The sequence below is a fragment of the Croceicoccus estronivorus genome, assembly GCF_001625325.1.
In the GTDB taxonomy this organism is placed as follows: domain Bacteria; phylum Pseudomonadota; class Alphaproteobacteria; order Sphingomonadales; family Sphingomonadaceae; genus Caenibius; species Caenibius estronivorus.
On the sequence record NZ_JRQQ01000007.1, the window covers coordinates 1 to 17,061 of the forward strand.

General features: G+C 59.7%; 20 protein-coding genes. 11 read left to right on the forward strand and 9 right to left on the reverse strand.

All coding sequences use genetic code 11. The features are described 5' to 3' along the window. Positions 1-137 precede the first annotated feature (137 nt). From MB02_RS11410 to MB02_RS11450, 9 genes are all read right to left on the reverse strand, one after another. On the reverse strand, positions 138-920 hold the full coding sequence (locus MB02_RS11410) for an NUDIX hydrolase (RefSeq protein ID WP_067537385.1): 783 nt from the start codon (positions 918-920) through the stop codon (positions 138-140). 308 nt (positions 921-1,228) lie between these two features. Beyond that, complete coding sequence (gene grxD, locus MB02_RS11415; RefSeq protein WP_067537388.1) at positions 1,229-1,552, reverse strand: Grx4 family monothiol glutaredoxin; 324 nt, start codon at positions 1,550-1,552, stop codon at positions 1,229-1,231. 45 nt (positions 1,553-1,597) lie between these two features. Beyond that, entirely contained in the window at positions 1,598-1,831 is a 234-nt protein-coding gene (locus MB02_RS11420; RefSeq protein ID WP_067537391.1) for a BolA/IbaG family iron-sulfur metabolism protein, read from the reverse strand. Between the two features lie 3 nt (positions 1,832-1,834). After that, a complete protein-coding gene (locus tag MB02_RS11425) occupies positions 1,835-2,158 on the reverse strand; it encodes a DUF1476 domain-containing protein (protein ID WP_067537393.1) in 324 nt (107 codons plus the stop codon). 60 nt (positions 2,159-2,218) lie between these two features. Continuing rightward, positions 2,219-2,821, reverse strand: coding sequence for a 3-isopropylmalate dehydratase small subunit (leuD, locus tag MB02_RS11430; protein ID WP_067537396.1), 603 nt, complete (start codon positions 2,819-2,821; stop codon positions 2,219-2,221). Further along, a complete protein-coding gene (locus tag MB02_RS11435) occupies positions 2,821-3,000 on the reverse strand; it encodes a hypothetical protein (protein WP_067537399.1) in 180 nt (59 codons plus the stop codon). The genes leuD and MB02_RS11435 overlap by 1 nt, the downstream gene beginning before the upstream one ends. Positions 3,001-3,004: 4 nt before the next feature. Then, complete coding sequence (gene leuC / locus MB02_RS11440) at positions 3,005-4,438, reverse strand: 3-isopropylmalate dehydratase large subunit (RefSeq protein ID WP_067537401.1); 1,434 nt, start codon at positions 4,436-4,438, stop codon at positions 3,005-3,007. A gap of 70 nt (positions 4,439-4,508) precedes the next feature. Beyond that, positions 4,509-4,847 (reverse strand): hypothetical protein, encoded by a 339-nt coding sequence (locus tag MB02_RS11445; protein ID WP_067537404.1) that lies wholly within the window; start codon positions 4,845-4,847, stop codon positions 4,509-4,511. Between the two features lie 177 nt (positions 4,848-5,024). Further along, on the reverse strand, positions 5,025-5,435 hold the full coding sequence (locus MB02_RS11450; protein ID WP_067537407.1) for a SufE family protein: 411 nt from the start codon (positions 5,433-5,435) through the stop codon (positions 5,025-5,027). A gap of 182 nt (positions 5,436-5,617) precedes the next feature. Between MB02_RS11450 and rimP the strand changes: the two genes are divergently transcribed. The 11 genes from rimP (at position 5,618) to pnp (ending at position 17,036) form a co-directional block, all read left to right on the forward strand. Beyond that, positions 5,618-6,169, forward strand: coding sequence for a ribosome maturation protein RimP (gene rimP / locus MB02_RS11455; RefSeq protein WP_067537964.1), 552 nt, complete (start codon positions 5,618-5,620; stop codon positions 6,167-6,169). Positions 6,170-6,175: 6 nt separating this feature from the next. Continuing rightward, a complete protein-coding gene (gene nusA / locus MB02_RS11460) occupies positions 6,176-7,837 on the forward strand; it encodes a transcription termination factor NusA (protein ID WP_067537410.1) in 1,662 nt (553 codons plus the stop codon). Beyond that, the gene (locus tag MB02_RS11465) at positions 7,818-8,534 is read left to right on the forward strand and encodes a DUF448 domain-containing protein (RefSeq protein ID WP_067537413.1); all 717 of its coding nucleotides are present in this window, start codon (positions 7,818-7,820) and stop codon (positions 8,532-8,534) included. The genes nusA and MB02_RS11465 overlap by 20 nt, the downstream gene beginning before the upstream one ends. Before the next feature lie 46 nt (positions 8,535-8,580). Continuing rightward, on the forward strand, positions 8,581-11,202 hold the full coding sequence (gene infB, locus MB02_RS11470; RefSeq protein WP_067537416.1) for a translation initiation factor IF-2: 2,622 nt from the start codon (positions 8,581-8,583) through the stop codon (positions 11,200-11,202). Continuing rightward, entirely contained in the window at positions 11,199-11,606 is a 408-nt protein-coding gene (locus MB02_RS11475) for a PaaI family thioesterase (protein WP_328585422.1), read from the forward strand. Before infB ends, MB02_RS11475 begins: the two co-directional genes overlap by 4 nt. Further along, positions 11,606-12,022 (forward strand): 30S ribosome-binding factor RbfA, encoded by a 417-nt coding sequence (gene rbfA, locus MB02_RS11480; protein WP_067537419.1) that lies wholly within the window; start codon positions 11,606-11,608, stop codon positions 12,020-12,022. The genes MB02_RS11475 and rbfA overlap by 1 nt, the downstream gene beginning before the upstream one ends. A 43-nt stretch (positions 12,023-12,065) precedes the next feature. Continuing rightward, on the forward strand, positions 12,066-12,752 hold the full coding sequence (locus tag MB02_RS11485) for a site-2 protease family protein (protein WP_067537422.1): 687 nt from the start codon (positions 12,066-12,068) through the stop codon (positions 12,750-12,752). A 97-nt stretch (positions 12,753-12,849) separates the two neighbouring features. Next, positions 12,850-13,272, forward strand: coding sequence for a DUF6491 family protein (locus tag MB02_RS11490; protein WP_067537425.1), 423 nt, complete (start codon positions 12,850-12,852; stop codon positions 13,270-13,272). Positions 13,273-13,314: 42 nt separating this feature from the next. Beyond that, positions 13,315-14,319 carry a tRNA pseudouridine(55) synthase TruB gene (truB, locus tag MB02_RS11495; RefSeq protein ID WP_067537426.1) on the forward strand — a complete coding sequence of 335 codons (1,005 nt, stop codon included), beginning with the start codon at positions 13,315-13,317 and terminating at the stop codon, positions 14,317-14,319. A gap of 5 nt (positions 14,320-14,324) precedes the next feature. Continuing rightward, entirely contained in the window at positions 14,325-14,594 is a 270-nt protein-coding gene (rpsO, locus tag MB02_RS11500) for a 30S ribosomal protein S15 (RefSeq protein WP_067537428.1), read from the forward strand. Positions 14,595-14,756: 162 nt separating this feature from the next. After that, positions 14,757-17,036 carry a polyribonucleotide nucleotidyltransferase gene (gene pnp / locus MB02_RS11505; RefSeq protein ID WP_067537430.1) on the forward strand — a complete coding sequence of 760 codons (2,280 nt, stop codon included), beginning with the start codon at positions 14,757-14,759 and terminating at the stop codon, positions 17,034-17,036. Positions 17,037-17,061: the final 25 nt, after the last annotated feature.

The following is a 17,061-nucleotide window of genomic DNA, read 5'->3' on the forward strand; positions in this document are numbered from 1 at the left end:
GATTTGGTTTGTAAACACTCCCTCAGAGTGCGCCAAATTCTTCAGGCGGTGTTTGACAACAGGGGCCGCTGAGCGCTTTGGCGCGTTCACTTTCCCAGCCAGAAGGCTTCATACCGTGCGAGGGGGAAATTGCAGCTTCACCCTGCGACTTCTGACAAGTGCCCCCAACAGACAGGGTAGCCGCAGTCTTCGCGTATTCGCACGATTTTCTTCCCATCCCGTTCATCGATCCAGGGGGTGACCGGAAGTATTGGATGGCGTTCGGCATCGGCACGCGCCGCAGCGAAATCGTTGAACTGGGCCAATCGTTCAAGATTGCGTCTGGTCGGAAAGATCGCCTTGATTTTCCCGCTGTCGGCCATGGCCAATGCGTCGCGCGCGCTGGCCCAAAACATTCTCGTATTTTCGGTGCCGTCGACAGCGATGTCCACCGCACCAGTGCCCAGATCGGTAAGGTAAAACCGTGTATCGAAAATTCGGGTATGCTTGAAACGCGGGAGCCATTGCGCAAACGGGGTCAAGGCATCGAATGCGAGATTCCAGTCGAACTGCCCGAGTACTTCAGCCAGGGAGGCGCCTTCGTGCAGCATGGCGCGGGCTGCCGTCGCATCGGAAGCATTGACCGGTTGGGTCAGGCCAATGGCCAGTCCGGTTTCCTCCAGGGTTTCGCGAATAGCGGCAATGCGGTGAGCGATTTCGTCTGCTTCCTGCTCCGGCGCGAGGCTGGCGGCGAGTTCGAAGTCGGCAGGATCGACTCTGCCGCCGGGGAAGACAGCGGCACCACCGACAAAGGACAGGGTCTTTGAACGGACCAGCATCAGCAATTCCGGCGCGTCACTTTCCTGACCACGGCGGAATATGACTACGGTAGCGGCAGGCTGCGCCGGAGGGAGAGATTGCGGGTCGACTTCAATTTCCATGGCGATGTCAATGGGGGCAGCGGCGGCGCTTGCCAAGGGGCTTGATAGCCTCATTGTCGGCAGATCTTACACTTCGCGGGGAGTTAGGGAATCATTGACCATTACGATGCGCAGTTATGTGCGGTTTGTGAAAACTGGCACAGGTCATGCAATGTATGCTGTACCCAAATCTTCGAATGAGGCGGGGCCACCCCCCTGGTCTCCTAGGTCCCGCCTCCCCGAAGTCCCCCTTCTTACGATATGAAAAAAGCCCGCAGCCGGCATGGGCGCGGGCTCTTTGCCAATGTCAGGTCAGAGGTTGACGCAGGTCAGTTGGAAATCTGCTTTTCTTCCAGCAACTGCTGAAGCTCTCCGGCTTCGAACATTTCCATCATGATGTCGCTTCCGCCGACAAATTCACCCTTCACGTACAGTTGCGGAATGGTGGGCCATTCGGAATAGGTCTTGATACCTTGCCGAATATCCATGTCCTGCAAAACGTCGACGCTCGCGAATTCTACCCCGCAATGTTCGAGAATTGCCACTGCGCGGCTTGAAAAGCCGCACTGGGGGAACAGGGGAGTGCCTTTCATGAAAAGCACAACGTCGTTTGCGTTGACGATATCGGCAATGCGGGAATTGGTGTCGGACATAGTCGGTGCCTTAATAAAATCTGGCCGCAATGGGCGTTACCAGCCTCAGTTGGGGATGGCGGTGGTGAGTTGCAAGGCGTGGAGAGTCCCGCCCATGTTTCCACCCAGAGCCTCATAGACCATCTTATGCTGCTGCACGCGATTCTTGCCGGCGAAAGCAGCGGAAGTCACTCGGGCGGCATAGTGGTCCCCGTCACCGGCGAGGTCGGTCATTTCGACCTCGGCATCCGGCAGGGCCGCCTTGATCATCGCCGCGATATCTTCTGCTGCCATCGGCATGGATCAGACACCCCCCATGAGCTGGCGGCGTGCCTCGATCGACTTTTCTTCCAGGGCGGCACGCACGGTCGCCTCATCGACATCGATCCCGGCGCCGGTCAGATCGCCCAGAACCTTGCGGATTACGTCTTCGTCGCCTGCTTCCTCAAAGTCAGCCTGTACGACTGACTTGGCGTAAGAGTCTGTTTCTTCCGTAGTCAGGCCCATCTTTTCGGCGGCCCACTGACCCAGCAGACGATTGCGGCGTGCGGCGACGCGAAAAGCAGTGTCCTCGTCCATCGCGAACTTGGCTTCCTCGGCGCGTTCGCGGTCATTGAAATCGGTCATGTCAGCCCCTTGAAGAGTGAGTCGCTTGAAGATTAATCATCGTATTTTAACGGGCGCAAGTCAGGCCGCGAGGCCGGTGCCCTTGGCGAACCAGGGCATCTGCGCCGCTTGCATGGTTTCATAACCAGCGATTGCTTCGTCGCGCGAAAGAGTCAGGCCCACCTCGTCCAGCCCATTGAGCAGGCAGTGCTTGCGAAACGGATCGATCTCGAACGCGAAACGATCCTGAAACGGGGTAGTGACGGTTTGTGTGGTCAGGTCGATGTTTATCGGGTCGGTCCGGGCGACTTCCAACAGGCGATCAACCTGTTCCTGTGGCAACACCACAGTGAGAATACCGTTCTTGAAGGCGTTTCCGGAAAAAATATCCGAAAAACTTGGCGCAATGACTGCCTTTATGCCCATGTCGAGCAAGGCCCATGCAGCATGTTCGCGGCTCGATCCGCAGCCGAAATTGTCGCCGGCGATCAGGATCGGTGCACCCTTGAACTCTTCCTGGTCGAAAATGTTCGCCGGATCTTCCCGCAGTGCCTGAAATGCACCGCGGCCAAGCCCTTCTCGGCTGATGGTCTTCAGCCAGTGCGCCGGGATGATAATGTCGGTGTCGATATTTTTGCGGCCAAAGGGAATAGCGCGGCCGGATACTTCGCTGACGGGTTCCATCAATCGGTCTCCGGTGCTTCTTCAGGGTGCGGCGGTTCAATACGCTGCGCGGCGGTCTTTTCCTTGCGTCGTGACGCAAAAAGAACCGCTGCTGCAAGCGCGGCGGAGCCGATCGCAGCCCCGGCAAGAGCGGCCTTTCCGGCCCAGTTCTTATCGGTCTTGTCCGTCTTTTCGGTCATGGTGCTATTCCATTAACTCGCGAACGTCTGTGAGGTGCCCGGTGACTGCCGCGGCGGCAGCCATGGCAGGGCTGACGAGATGGGTCCGGCTGCCAGGCCCCTGACGGCCCACGAAGTTGCGATTGCTGGTCGATACGCAGCGTTCGCCCGCAGGAACCTTGTCCGGGTTCATACCCAGACAAGCGGAGCAGCCGGGTTCGCGCCACTCGAGACCGGCCTCGATGAAGATCTTGTCCAGCCCTTCCTCTTCCGCCTGGCGTTTCACCAGTCCGGACCCGGGGACAACGATCGCCCATTTGACGTTGTTAGCTTTCTTGCGCCCTTTGAGAACGGCGGCGGCCGCTCTCAGGTCTTCGATGCGACTGTTCGTGCAGCTGCCGATGAATATGTTCTGGACTTCCACTTCAGCGAGCTTCTGTCCGGGCTCCAGACCCATATAATCCAGGCTCGCCCGGGCGGCGTCCTGCTTGGACGGATCCGAGAAGCTCTCCGGTGCAGGAACGACTCCGCCGATCGGCACGACATCCTCGGGGCTGGTACCCCATGTTACCGTAGGCTGGATGTCAGCCGCGTTGATCCGTACGCTCTTGTCGAAAGTCGCGCCTTTGTCGGAGTGGAGGGTTTTCCACCAGGCCAGTGCCTCGTCCCAATCGGAACCCTTGGGGGCGTAAGGGCGCCCCTTCAGATACGCAAAAGTCTTTTCGTCCGGTGCGATAAGACCAGCGCGCGCACCGCCTTCGATCGACATGTTGCAGACCGTTAGGCGGCCTTCGATGCTCATCTCTTCGAACACCTTGCCGCGATATTCGATCACATGGCCAGTACCGCCCGCCGTTCCGATCACGCCGATGATGTGCAGGATCAGGTCCTTGGGCGTGACTCCGGGAGTGAGATCGCCATCCACGACGATTTCCATCGTCTTGGATTGTTTCAGCAGCAGAGTCTGTGTCGCCAGGACATGCTCGACCTCGGACGTACCGATGCCGAACGCCAGTGCTCCGATGCCGCCATGGCAGGCGGTGTGGCTGTCACCACAGACGATGGTCGCGCCTGGCAGGGAAAAGGCCTGCTCCGGGCCTACGACGTGGACAATGCCCTGCTGGGCATCTGTCGCACTGATGTAGCGAATGCCGAATTCAGGTGCGTTGCGTTCCAGCGCTGCGAGTTGCTGCGCACTTTCCGGATCGGCAATCGGCAGGCGGTGGCCAGCCGAATCGAGCCGTGGAGTGGTCGGCAGGTTGTGATCGGGCACCGCAAGCGTCAGTTCGGGGCGGCGGACTTTCCGGCCGCTGAGGCGCAATGCCTCGAACGCCTGCGGGCTGGTCACTTCGTGGACGAGGTGACGGTCGATATAGAGGATCGAGGTGCCGTCGTCGCGGTCTTCCACGACATGGGCATCCCAGATCTTTTCATAGAGTGTGCGGGGTCGGCTAGCCATGGCGTGGCAGCTAGGCGCGCCGACCCCGCAAGACAAGGGGGATTCGCTCTGCGTGGGCGTCGCCGAACACTCAGCGGCGATGATTATTGCGATCGGAACGTTCGAGGTGAAGTTGCCGCTTCACGGTATCCACCCGGCTGTTCAGAATGCGCAGCTCGCCGTTGGTGAAGCCTCCCCGGGCATAACGTGCGTGGAGAGTCTCGATCCGGTCGACCTGCTTGTGAAGCCGTGTCGCCTCCCGCCAGGAAATGAGATCGCGTTGCTCTGCCCGGTCGATCTGGCGATCGAGCTGGGCGATGTCTCTTCCGATGTCTGCCCTGCCGTGCATTCCCGTTGCTGCGGTAGCCGGAGTGGCAAGAATGGCTGCTGCTGCGAGGGCCAGCGGGGTAGCAATCAAGAACTTGTGCATCAGGTTCACTCCTTTGCAAATGGTCGACTTGGGTCGTCGATGGAGCTGGAATAGCTCCCCAAGATGCAATTGAGCGTCGCGTTTTGTACTAAAGTGTCGCAATCAGGCCGGGGTATAATCTGGGGGAGAGCGCTTGTTCGAACTTGCGCTCTCCAGCATCTGCCAGGTGCCCGGATTTCAGGTGCCGCTTCCGATCCGGACTGCCGTATCGCGGATCAGGGCAATCATGTTCGGCACACCCTGAGTGCGATTGGAGGAGAGCTGATTCTTCAGATCGAACGGCTGGAGCGCGGCAGTGACGTCCATGGCCGCCACTTCCTTCGCTGGCCGGTCCTGTACCACGGACAGGACCAGGGCGACGATTCCCTTGGTGATTGCTGCGTTCGAATCGGCAAGGAAGTGGAGATTGCCTTCATTCTGGGTCGGATAAATCCACACTTTGGCTGAACAGCCTCGTACGAGCGTGGCATCTGTCTTCAGTGCATCGGGCATCGGCTCAAGCTCCCTGCCCAGCTCAATCAACAGGCGATAGCGCTCATCACCTTCAAGGAATTCATATTCTTCGCGGATATCGTCGAGGCTTCTCATAAGTTGGCCTCTACTGCCTATTTCCTTCAGGCGAAAGCGCTTGCAAAATTGCCTCAATACGCCTATCTGCGCGCCATCCCGACATTGTCGAGACAAGGTTGGACGCTGGCCCCGCCGGGGCCGGGCGCGAAACTGCGTTGCTGTCGAAGCAATGGATTGCCGGGTGTGGTTTTGGAGTGTCGATGGCGGATATCGCGCGCATTGTGGAAGTAGTCGAGCCGGAGGTGAAAGCTCTCGGGTTTGAACTCGTGCGCGTAAAGATGCTGGGTTCCGAAGCGGGAGATGAACCAGCTCTCCAGATCATGGCTGAAGATCCGGCCACCGGGCAACTGGTGATCGAACAGTGTGCGGAATTGTCCCGCCGGATTTCCGATGCGATCGACGCGTTGGAGGAGCAGGGCGAAGTACTGATCGACGGGGCGTACCGTCTCGAAGTCAGTTCGCCCGGGATCGACCGGCCGCTTACCCGCCTGAAGGATTTTGTGGATTGGGTCGGGCACGAGGCCAAGATCAGTCTGGTCGAAAAAATGGACGGACGACGCGATTTTCGTGGTGATCTGGTCGGCGTCGAAGGCGATGCGATCACGATCGAGGATCGCAAGCAGGGGCGGGTATCTATCCCGTTCGAACGGATTCACTCGGCGAAGCTGCTCCTGACGGATCGGCTCATCGCCGCGACCCGCCCGCTCGATACGAGCGGCGCGGACGAAATTCTCGAAGAAGAGGAAGGCTGAAGACCAATGGCCAGTGCGATTTCCGCCAACAAGGCTGAGCTGCTCGCGATTGCGAATTCCGTTGCCAGCGAAAAGATGATCGACAAGGCGATCGTCATCGAAGCGATGGAAGAGGCGATCCAGAAGTCTGCTCGCAACCGCTACGGCGCGGAGAATGACATTCGGGCGAAGCTCGATCCGCAGACCGGCGACTTGCGCCTGTGGCGGGTTGTCGAAGTGGTCGAGGAAGTGGAGGACTACTTCAAGCAGGTCGATCTCAAGCAGGCTGAAAAGCTCCAGTCCGGCGCCAAGGTAGGCGATTTCATCGTCGATCCATTGCCGCCGGTGGATCTTGGCCGCATCGATGCCCAGTCCGCGAAGCAGGTGATCTTCCAGAAGGTCCGTGATGCGGAGCGTGAACGCCAGTATGACGAGTTCAAGGATCGCGCGGGCGAAGTCGTTACCGGCGTGATCAAGTCGGTGGAATTCGGCCACGTGATCGTCAACCTCGGGCGGGCCGAAGGCGTGATTCGCCGGGACCAGCAAATTCCGCGTGAAGCGGCTCGCGTGGGCGAGCGTGTGCGTGCGCTCATCCTGAAAGTGGAGCGCAATAATCGGGGGCCGCAGATATTCCTGTCGCGTGCGCATCCTGAATTCATGAAGAAGCTGTTCGCGCAGGAAGTTCCTGAAATCTACGATGGGATCATCGAGATCAAGGCTGCCGCTCGCGATCCGGGGTCGCGTGCGAAGATCGGCGTGATCAGCCACGATGGCTCGATTGATCCGGTGGGTGCCTGTGTCGGTATGAAGGGTAGCCGCGTTCAGGCCGTGGTGCAGGAACTGCAGGGCGAGAAGATCGACATCATTCCGTGGAGCGAGGATACGGCGACTTTCGTTGTCAATGCGCTCCAGCCGGCAACTGTCAGCCGCGTGGTGATTGACGAGGAGGAAGGCCGGATCGAAGTTGTCGTGCCTGATGACCAGCTGTCGCTTGCCATCGGCCGTCGCGGGCAAAACGTACGTCTGGCTTCTTCGCTGACCAATGCCGCGATCGACATCATGACCGAGGCTGAAGCGAGCGAGAAGCGGCAGAAGGAATTCTCCGAACGTTCCAAGATGTTCGAGGAAGAACTGGACGTCGACGAAACGCTGTCGCAATTGCTCGTTGCCGAAGGCTTCGCGGAACTGGAAGAAGTGGCTTATGTTCCGATGGAGGAATTGGCCAGCATCGAAGGTTTCGACGAGGATCTGGCCGAAGAATTGCAGAGCCGCGCCATCGAAGCGCTGGAACGGCGTGAAGAAGCGGCGCGTGCAGAGCGCCGCGGCCTCGGTGTCGAGGATGCGTTGAGCGAAATGCCGCACCTGACCGAAGCCATGCTGGTTACGCTGGGCAAGGCCGGGATCAAGACGCTGGACGATCTCGCCGATCTCGCGACTGACGAATTGATTGCCAAGAAGCGTGAAGCGCCTCGTCGTCGGGATAACGGCCCGGCCCGTCGCCAGCGTTCGGAAGACAAAGGCGGTGTTCTTGGCAGCTATGGCCTGACGGAAGAACAGGGCAACGAAATCATCATGGCCGCTCGTGCTCACTGGTTCGAAGATGAAGAACCGGTTGATAGCGGGCCACAAACCGGTTCTGAAAACGGACCGGAGAACGGGGAGGCCGCCGATGCGGAATCCTCCCAATGAGCCTCTAGGTTACGGCAATGCCGATGCGCGCAAGGCTCGTGAAAGCGGGCCCGAGCGGCGCTGCGTCCTGACAGGGGACAACGCCCCGCGCGATGTTCTGGTTCGGCTGGCGATCTCTCCCGATGGAGATGTGCTGCCCGATGCATTGGCGCGGGCTCCGGGCCGGGGTGCCTGGATCGGCGTGACGCGTGCCCAACTTGAAGACGCGATTGCTGGCGGCAAGCTCAAGGGCGCGCTGGCTCGTGCATTCAAGGGCGCGCGGCTGACCATACCGGACAATCTGCCTGAAATGGTGGAACAGGCCCTCACCAGGGCGGTTCTTGACCGCCTGGGACTCGAAATGCGCGCAGGAAAGCTTATCTTGGGCAATGACAGGATAGCTGAGCAGGCGCGCATGGGGGGCGTAGCATGGCTGGGCCATGCCGCTGACGCGGCTGTGGACGGTACCCGCAAGCTCGATCAGGCTTGGCGTGTGGGCATGGATGCCGAAGGGTCGGGTCGAGGCGGAATGCGCTTGCCACTGGACCGGGCGGCTTTGTCTGTGGCATTGGGCCGCGACAATGTCGTTCACCTGGCGCTGGCTGACAATGCATCGGCTGAGCGGGTAGCCTTGCCTTTGCGGCGCTTGCTGCATTTTACCGGCGCGATTCAGGCGGTCGCAGACGATATCGGCCAATGGACGAATGCCGCCGCGTAACAGCAGGCGGCGCATATTTGAGAATACGAAGGGTTAGACGAGCTTTATGAGCGATACCGACAACAAACCGACGCTGGGCCGCAAGCCTCTTGGGCTGAAGCGCTCGGTCGAAGCGGGCGAGGTCAAACAGACTTTCAGTCATGGCCGCACGAACAAGGTGGTCGTGGAAGTGAAGCGTCGCAAGATCGTCAAGCCTGGTGCCGCGCCCGCGCCCGAAGCGAAGGAGACCGCGCAACCGGCACCCGCCCAGGCGGCGTCTGCGCCGACGCCTGCTCCCAAGCCGGCGCCTGTGGCCAAGAAGCCTGTGGCTCCTGCCAAGACCCGCGAAGGGCGCCAGGAAATGCAGGCCCGCCTGCTGCGCGAGGCCGAAGAAGCCCGTCTAGCGGCTCTGGAAGAGGCGAATCGTCGCGAAGAGGAAGAGCGGCTGAAGGCGATCGAGGACGAAAAGCGCCGCATTGAGGAGAATCGCAAGGCTGAGGAAGAGGCTGCCGCCGCTGCGCTTGAAGCTGCCGAACAGTCCGCGGAAGAGCAGGATACGAATACTGCCGAACGTGTCCAGGCGGAGCCCCAGGCCGAAGCTGAAGTGCCCGCACCGGTTGCCGAAGAACAGCCTGCGGCGGAAAGCGAGCCGGCCAAGGACAGTGGCACGCCTGCACCTGCGCCGCGCAAGTTCACACCGGTTGCCCGTCCTGAAGTGAAACGGCCGGAACGGCCCGAACGCAAGAAGGATGATCGCAAGGCCAATAACCGCGAAAAGACCGATGACCGGCGTCGCGGCGGCAAATTGACGGTCAATCGTGCGCTTAACGAGGATGAGGGCGCACGCGCTCGCTCGCTTGCGGCGCTCAAGCGTGCACGGGAAAAGGAACGGCGTGCGCAATTCTCCGGTCAGCGGCAGGAGCGTGAAAAGCAGGTGCGTGATGTGATCGTGCCTGAAGCGATCACTGTGCAGGAACTGGCCAACCGCATGGCTGAAAAGGGTGCCGACCTGGTGAAGGCGCTGTTCAACATGGGCATGATGGTCACTGTCAATCAGACGATCGACCAGGATACGGCTGAATTGCTGGTCGAAGATTTCGGCCATCGGATCGAACGTGTGAGCGACAGCGATGTCGATATCGACAGCTCTGGCGATGTCGATGCGGACGATACCCTGAAGCCGCGCCCTCCCGTTGTCACGATCATGGGGCATGTCGACCACGGCAAGACGAGCCTGCTCGATGCCTTGCGGGGTACCGACGTGGTGCGCGGCGAAGCAGGCGGCATCACGCAGCATATCGGCGCCTATCAGATCAAGACGAAGGGTGGCGATCTGATCACGGTGCTCGATACGCCGGGCCACGAGGCTTTCACCGAAATGCGTGCCCGTGGCGCCAACGTCACGGATATCGTTGTGCTGGTCGTGGCAGCGGACGACGGAATCATGCCGCAGACGATCGAGGCAATCAATCACACCAAGGCCGCGGGCGTTCCGATGATCGTGGCGATAAACAAGTGCGACAAGCCGGAAGCGAATCCCAAGAAAATTCGGGAGCGCTTGCTCGAGCATGAAGTCATCGTCGAGGAAATGTCCGGCGATGTTCAGGACGTGGAAGTCTCTGCCAAGGTCGGGACGGGCCTGGAAGAGCTGATGGACAAGATCCTGCTCCAGGCCGAATTGCTCGACCTGAAGGCCAATCCCGATCGCGACGCGGAAGCGACAGTGGTCGAGGCCAAGCTGGACAAGGGCAAGGGACCTTTGGCTACGGTTCTCGTCACGCGTGGTACGCTGAAGCGCGGGGACGTGTTCGTCGTGGGCACGGAAAGCGGGCGAGTGCGCGCGATGATCGACGACAAGGGGCGGCAGGTGAAGGAAGCCGGACCGTCCATGCCGGTCGAAGTTCTGGGTCTGGGCGGCGTGCCCATGGCTGGCGATACGCTGGCAGTGGTCGAGAACGAGCAGCGTGCCCGGGAAGTGTCAGAATACCGTAAGGAAAAGGCGACCGAAAAACGCACGGCCATGGCGCCTGCGAGCCTGGATACGATGTTCTCCGCACTGGCAGACAAGCAGAATGTCATCGAGTTTCCGCTGGTTATCAAGGCCGACGTGCAGGGCTCTGTGGAAGCGATCAATACCGCGCTTCACAATCTCTCGAATGACGAGATCAAGGTCCGCATTCTGCATTCCGGCGTCGGCGCTATCACCGAAAGCGATGTCACTCTGGCTTCGGCATCGGGAGCGCCGATCATCGGCTTTAACGTCCGGCCCAATGCCAAGGCGCGCGAGTTGATCGAACGGAACAAGACGCGGATGATGTACTATGACGTCATCTACCATCTGACCGAGGAAATCGCTAAGGAAATGGCGGGCGAGCTTGGGCCGCTGCGTGTCGAAAATGTTGTCGGCCGTGCCGAGGTAAAGCAGGTCTTCCCTGCCGGGAAGAAGGACAAGGCTGCGGGGCTGCTCGTTCTGGAAGGTTCCATTCGCAAGGGGCTGCACGCTCGCCTTACCCGCAACGACGTCATCGTTTCGGCAACAACCATTGCATCATTGCGCCGTTTCAAGGACGACATCGACGAAGTTCGTGCCGGTCTGGAATGCGGTGTGGTGCTGGCCGATACGAACGATATCAAGGCAGGCGATAACCTCGAAGTGTTTGAGGTGACGGAGGAAGAACGGACGCTGTGATCGACCTCACTGCTCCGCGTGGTGCTCACGCTGCGATGTTGGGGGTGCAGTTTATCTCGTTCGATGAAGAGAACGAGACGGCAAGGCTGCACTTCTCGGCACCGGACTGTTTCATAACCCCTCGGGGTGGCGTTCAGGGCGGGCTGGTTGCGGGCTTCCTCGATGAAGCAATGGGCTTTGCGCATGTCATGGCAACGAAAGGGGCCGAGGCACCATTGAACCTCGAAATCAGCACGACGCTGTTGAAGATGGTTCCAGCCGGACCTTTGATCGGGCTGGGCCGCGTTGTTCGTCGCGGCCGTCGCGTGATCTTCCTGGAAGGGGAATTGTTCGATGAAGCAGGGGCATTGCTTGCTCGTGCGACATCGACCGCAATCCCAACTCCCTTGCCGGAAGAGGGATGATGGGGCGTCAGAATGCCACTTCGGAGACACGTTCGGTCCGCTTGCTCAAAGTGGGGGAGCAAGTGCGCCACATCCTGTCAGGCTTGTTGACCCGCCAACAGGTCCATGACGATGTGCTTTCCGCCCATTCGGTATCCGTTACCGAAGTGCGCATGTCACCTGATCTGCGGCAGGCGAAAGTGTATGTGAAGCCTCTGTTGGGCGCGGACGAGGCCGAAGTTCTGAAAGCCTTGCGAACCAATACGGCTTTTTTCCAACGTGAAGTCGCCCAGCGGTTGAAGCTCAAATATGCGGCTAAAATCCAGTTCTGGCCGGATGAAAGTTTCGATGAAGCCGGGCGGATCGAGCGGTTGCTGTCAGACCCGCGCGTAGTGCGTGATCTCGGCGAGAGCGACGGGGATCGCGAAGGGGAATGAACGGGTCTGGTCTTTCCGGCTTTCGACCCTATCTTGTCTCTCGATGAACGAAACGCTTTTTACCGCGCTGGCGCTGATCCCGGCGTTGGTTTTCGCCATCGTGTTTCACGAGGTGTCTCACGGTTATGTCGCCAGGCTGCTGGGGGATCCCACGGCGAGCGAGCAGAGGCGGCTTTCGCTTAATCCCATCCGTCATGTCGATCCGATCGGGACGGTGGTTGTACCGGGCCTGCTCGCCTTGAGCGGGGCTCCGGTCTTCGGGTGGGCCAAACCTGTGCCGGTCAACAAGTGGCGGCTCAGAAATCCCAGATATGGCATGATGGCAGTGGCGGCGGCCGGGCCAGGCAGCAATCTCGTGCTTGCCGCGGTTGCTGCCGTGCTCCTGGGTCTGGTGGCGCGGTTCACGGTCGATCCGACAGGGGCCACTGTCGCGTTTGCGGCGGCCAGTCTCCATTTCTTCATTCTCATCAATATTTTCCTGGCGCTGTTCAATCTCCTGCCGATACCCCCGTTCGATGGATCGCATATCGTCGAAGGCATATTGCCGCGTGACGCCGCACGTGTTTACGAACGTCTGCGACCATTCGGTTTCCCGCTGCTTTTCCTGATCTTGCTGGTCTTGCCCGCGTTGTTTCCCGCATTCAATGTGGTTGAACGCTTTGTGGTTCCTCCCGTCGAGTGGATGACGAACCATTACATGGCGCTTGCCGGGAAAGTCGCGGGGATCTGACTGCGAATACCAATCTGGTGGCATGGATGGTTGATTCCAGAGGCAGTCATACCCAGATGGCGTTCGGGAAGGGGGGCTGATTTGGAAAGGCCCGACAATGAAGCGCTCTGATTTCATACTTCCTTTCGCCGCACTGGCGATGATCGCTACACCTTTTTCCGCGATGGCACAGGATACGTCTCAGGCAGATACTGCGGTTTCGAAGCCAGTGGCTTCGGATGAAGCGTCGATCCCGTTCGCCAATCATGGCGGGGTCTGGGATTGGCGAGCCAAAGGCACGCGAGAAGTCTATTTTCAGGACAGCCGCAAGCAATGGTATCGTGCGACCTTGATGTCCTCCGCCTTCGACCTGCCGTATGTCGAATTCATCGGCATCGATGCCAGTCCGGGTGGTTCGCTCGATAAATGGAGCGCCATCTACGTAAAGGGACAGCGCTATACCTTCGCAAGCTTCGAGAAGGTCGATGGCCCTCCGACGAAGAAGGCAAAGCAGAAGGCCGAAGAGAAAGCGGCTGAGTAGTCTGCTCCTGACAGTGCGTGAAAGGAGGGCTATGGCGGCGCGATGACGCAATACCCCTCCAATCCGCACGGCTGGATCATTCTTGATAAACCGGTGGGACTGGGATCGACCCAGGCCGTTGCTGCCGTGAAACGCAACCTGCGTCAGGCGGGCTACGGCAAGAAAGTAAAAGTCGGGCACGGCGGCACGCTGGATCCCCTCGCCGAGGGTGTGCTGCCGATTGCCATCGGCGAAGCGACCAAGTTGTGCGGGCGCATGCTCGATGCTTCAAAAATCTATGCCTTCACTATCCAGTTCGGTGTGGAGACTGATACCCTGGACGCTGAGGGCGAACCCATAGCCCGGAGCGATCACTTCCCGCCGTTTGCGGCAATCGCAGGCGTACTGCCGCATTTTACCGGAGGCATCGAACAGGTGCCGCCGGCGTTCTCCGCACTCAAGATTGACGGGCGACGCGCATACGATCTGGCGCGGGCGGGAGAGGAAGTGGAACTCAAAACGCGCAAGGTTACAATCCATTCGCTGGATTTCGCCTTTTCGCACGAAGGGGAAGAGAGACTGCAATCCTCTTTTGCCGAAAGCACGGGGCGGCCTGACCCGCTCGACCCTTCCGCGCCTCTGGAACTCGCCGATTCCGTGACCCTTGTCGCGCATGTTTCCAAGGGAACCTATATTCGTAGCCTTGCCCGCGATATCGCGCACGCTCTGGGCACGGTCGGTCATGTAACCATGCTGCGGCGCTTGAAGGCTGGGCCGTTCAGTCTGGACCAGGCGATTTCACTGGACAAACTGAACGAAGTGGGTAAGGGCGCGGCGCTTGAAGACGTAATTCTGCCGCTGGAGGCAGGGCTGGACGACATCCCGGCCCTTACTCTCGATCCGGACGCGGCAAAGGCGGTCCGACAGGGCCGGGTCATTTCCGGATTGCCCCAGGACGATGGGCTTTATTGGGCGAAATCCGGTTCGGTACCGGTGGCGTTGATGGAGCTTTCGGGCGGTGAAGCCCGGGTCGTCAGGGGGTTTAACCTTTCCGATGTCGCGGAGTGAATAGAATGTCGGTTACTGCCGAAAAGAAACAGGAAATCATCCAGGACAACGCTCGCCAGTCGGGCGATACCGGTTCTCCTGAAGTTCAGGTTGCCATCCTCACGCAGCGGATCCGCAATCTGACCGAACACTTCAAGGACCACCACAAGGATAACCATTCACGCCGTGGCCTGCTGATGATGGTCAACAAGCGTCGTAGCCTGCTCGCCTATCTCAAGAAGAAGGATGTGGAGCGTTACAACGCCTTGATCCAGAAGCTGGGTCTTCGTAAATAAGAGTTGCGGAGCGGCCCCTTGCGGGCCGCTCTTTTTATATAGGGCAAGCCTGCAATCCGGCGGGTGCTCTCGAGGCAATGAAAGGCCTCACACCGGACCGGGACGGTACACCCGGCAGCAAACCCCGCGAGGCAATAGGGCCCGTGGGTCAAAGGAAAATCTATGTTCGACGTGAAAACCGTATCGCTGGAGTGGGGCGGAAAGACCCTCACTCTGGAAACAGGCCGTATTGCCCGTCAGGCTGACGGTGCCGTGCTGGCCACCTATGGCGAAACCGTGGTGCTGTGCGCCGTGACCGCCGCCAAGAGTGTCAAGGACGGGCAGGACTTCTTCCCGCTCACCGTGCACTATCAGGAAAAATTCTCTTCCGCCGGCCGGATCCCGGGTGGCTTCTTCAAGCGTGAGCGTGGTGCGACCGAAAAGGAAACGCTGACCAGCCGCCTGATCGACCGCCCAGTGCGTCCGCTATTCCCCGAAGGTTTCTACAACGAAATCAACGTGATCTGTCAGGTCATGTCATATGATGGCGAAACCGAGGCCGATATCGTCGCGATGATCGCCGCTTCCGCCGCGCTGACCATTTCGGGCGTGCCTTTCATGGGCCCGATCGGCGCTTGCCGTGTCGGCTTCGTCGATGGCGAATATGTGCTGAACCCGGCGCAATCTGTCGCTCTGGAAGAAGGCCGTCTCGATCTCGTCGTTGCCGCTACCCAGGAAGCGGTGATGATGGTCGAATCCGAAGCCAAGGAACTGACTGAAGAAGAAATGCTGGGTGCCGTCATGTTTGCGCATGACGAAAGCCGCAAGGTCATCGGTGCCATCATCGATCTGGCTGAAAAGGCTGCGAAGGAGCCTTGGGAACTCAACCTGTCGGACAACACCGCCGACATGAAAGCAGAGATCAAGGGCCTGATCGGTGACGATGTCGCCGCCGCCTACAAGCTGACCGACAAGTCAGCCCGTTCGAACGCGCTCAATGAAGCCCGTGCGAAGGTCAAGGCGCATTACGCCGATGCCGATGGCCAGACGCAGATGACTGCCGGCAAGATCGGCAAGAAGCTGGAAGCCGAAATCGTCCGTACTGCCATCCTCAAGGACGGCCAGCGCATCGACGGCCGTACGCTGGATCAGGTTCGCCCGATCGAAAGCATGGTCGGCTTCCTGCCCCGCACCCATGGTTCGGCGCTGTTCACCCGTGGTGAAACGCAGGCGATCTGCACTACGACGCTGGGTACCAAGGACAGCGAGCAGATGATCGACGGCCTCGATGGTCTGACCTATTCCAGCTTCATGCTGCACTACAACTTCCCGCCCTATTCGGTCGGTGAAGTGGGCCGCTTCGGTGCCCCTGGTCGCCGTGAAATCGGCCATGGCAAGCTGGCTTGGCGCGCGCTGCACCCAGTGCTGCCGAGCAAGGAAGACTTCCCCTATACGATCCGCGTCCTCAGTGACATCACAGAGTCCAACGGGTCTTCCTCCATGGCGACCGTTTGCGGCGGCTGCTTGTCGATGATGGATGCCGGCGTTCCGATCGAACGCCCGGTTTCCGGCATTGCCATGGGCCTGATCCTGGAAGGTGACGAGTTTGCCGTGCTGTCCGACATCCTGGGTGACGAAGATCACCTGGGCGACATGGACTTCAAGGTAGCCGGTACGGAAGCAGGCATCACCTCGCTGCAGATGGACATCAAGATCGCCGGCATCACCAAGGAAATCATGGCCAAGGCTCTGGAGCAGGCCAAGGGCGGCCGTGCCCATATCCTGGGTGAAATGACCAAGGCGCTGGGTTCGGCCCGCACCGAGCTGTCGGCTCACGCTCCGCGTATCGAAACGATGCAGATCGACAAGTCGAAGATCCGCGATGTCATTGGTACGGGTGGTAAGGTGATCCGCGAGATCGTAGCTGAAACCGGTGCCAAGGTGGACATCGACGATGAAGGTGTGATCAAGATTTCGTCTTCCGACCTCAGCCAGATCGAAGCCGCGAAGAAGTGGATCGAAGGCATCGTCGAGGAAGCGGAAGTCGGCAAGATCTACACTGGCAAGGTTGTCAACATTGTCGACTTCGGGGCGTTCGTGAACTTCATGGGCGGCAAGGACGGCCTCGTCCATGTTTCCGAAATGAAGAACGAGCGTGTCGAAAAGCCGACCGATGTCGTCTCTGAAGGCCAGGAGGTGAAGGTCAAGGTCCTCGAGATCGACAATCGCGGCAAGGTCCGCCTGTCGATGCGCGTGGTTGACCAGGAAACCGGTGAGGAACTGGAAGATACCCGCCCGCCGCGCGAACCGCGCGGTGATCGCGGTGACCGAGGTGATCGACGCCCGCGTCGTGATGGCGACCGTGGTGGCCGGGGCCGTGGTCCGCGCCGCGATCGCGACGGTGGCGAAGGCAAGGAAGGGGGCAACCCCGACCATATGCCCGCCTTCCTCAAGGACGACTAAGCGCCTGCTTTTCCGGTAACGGACA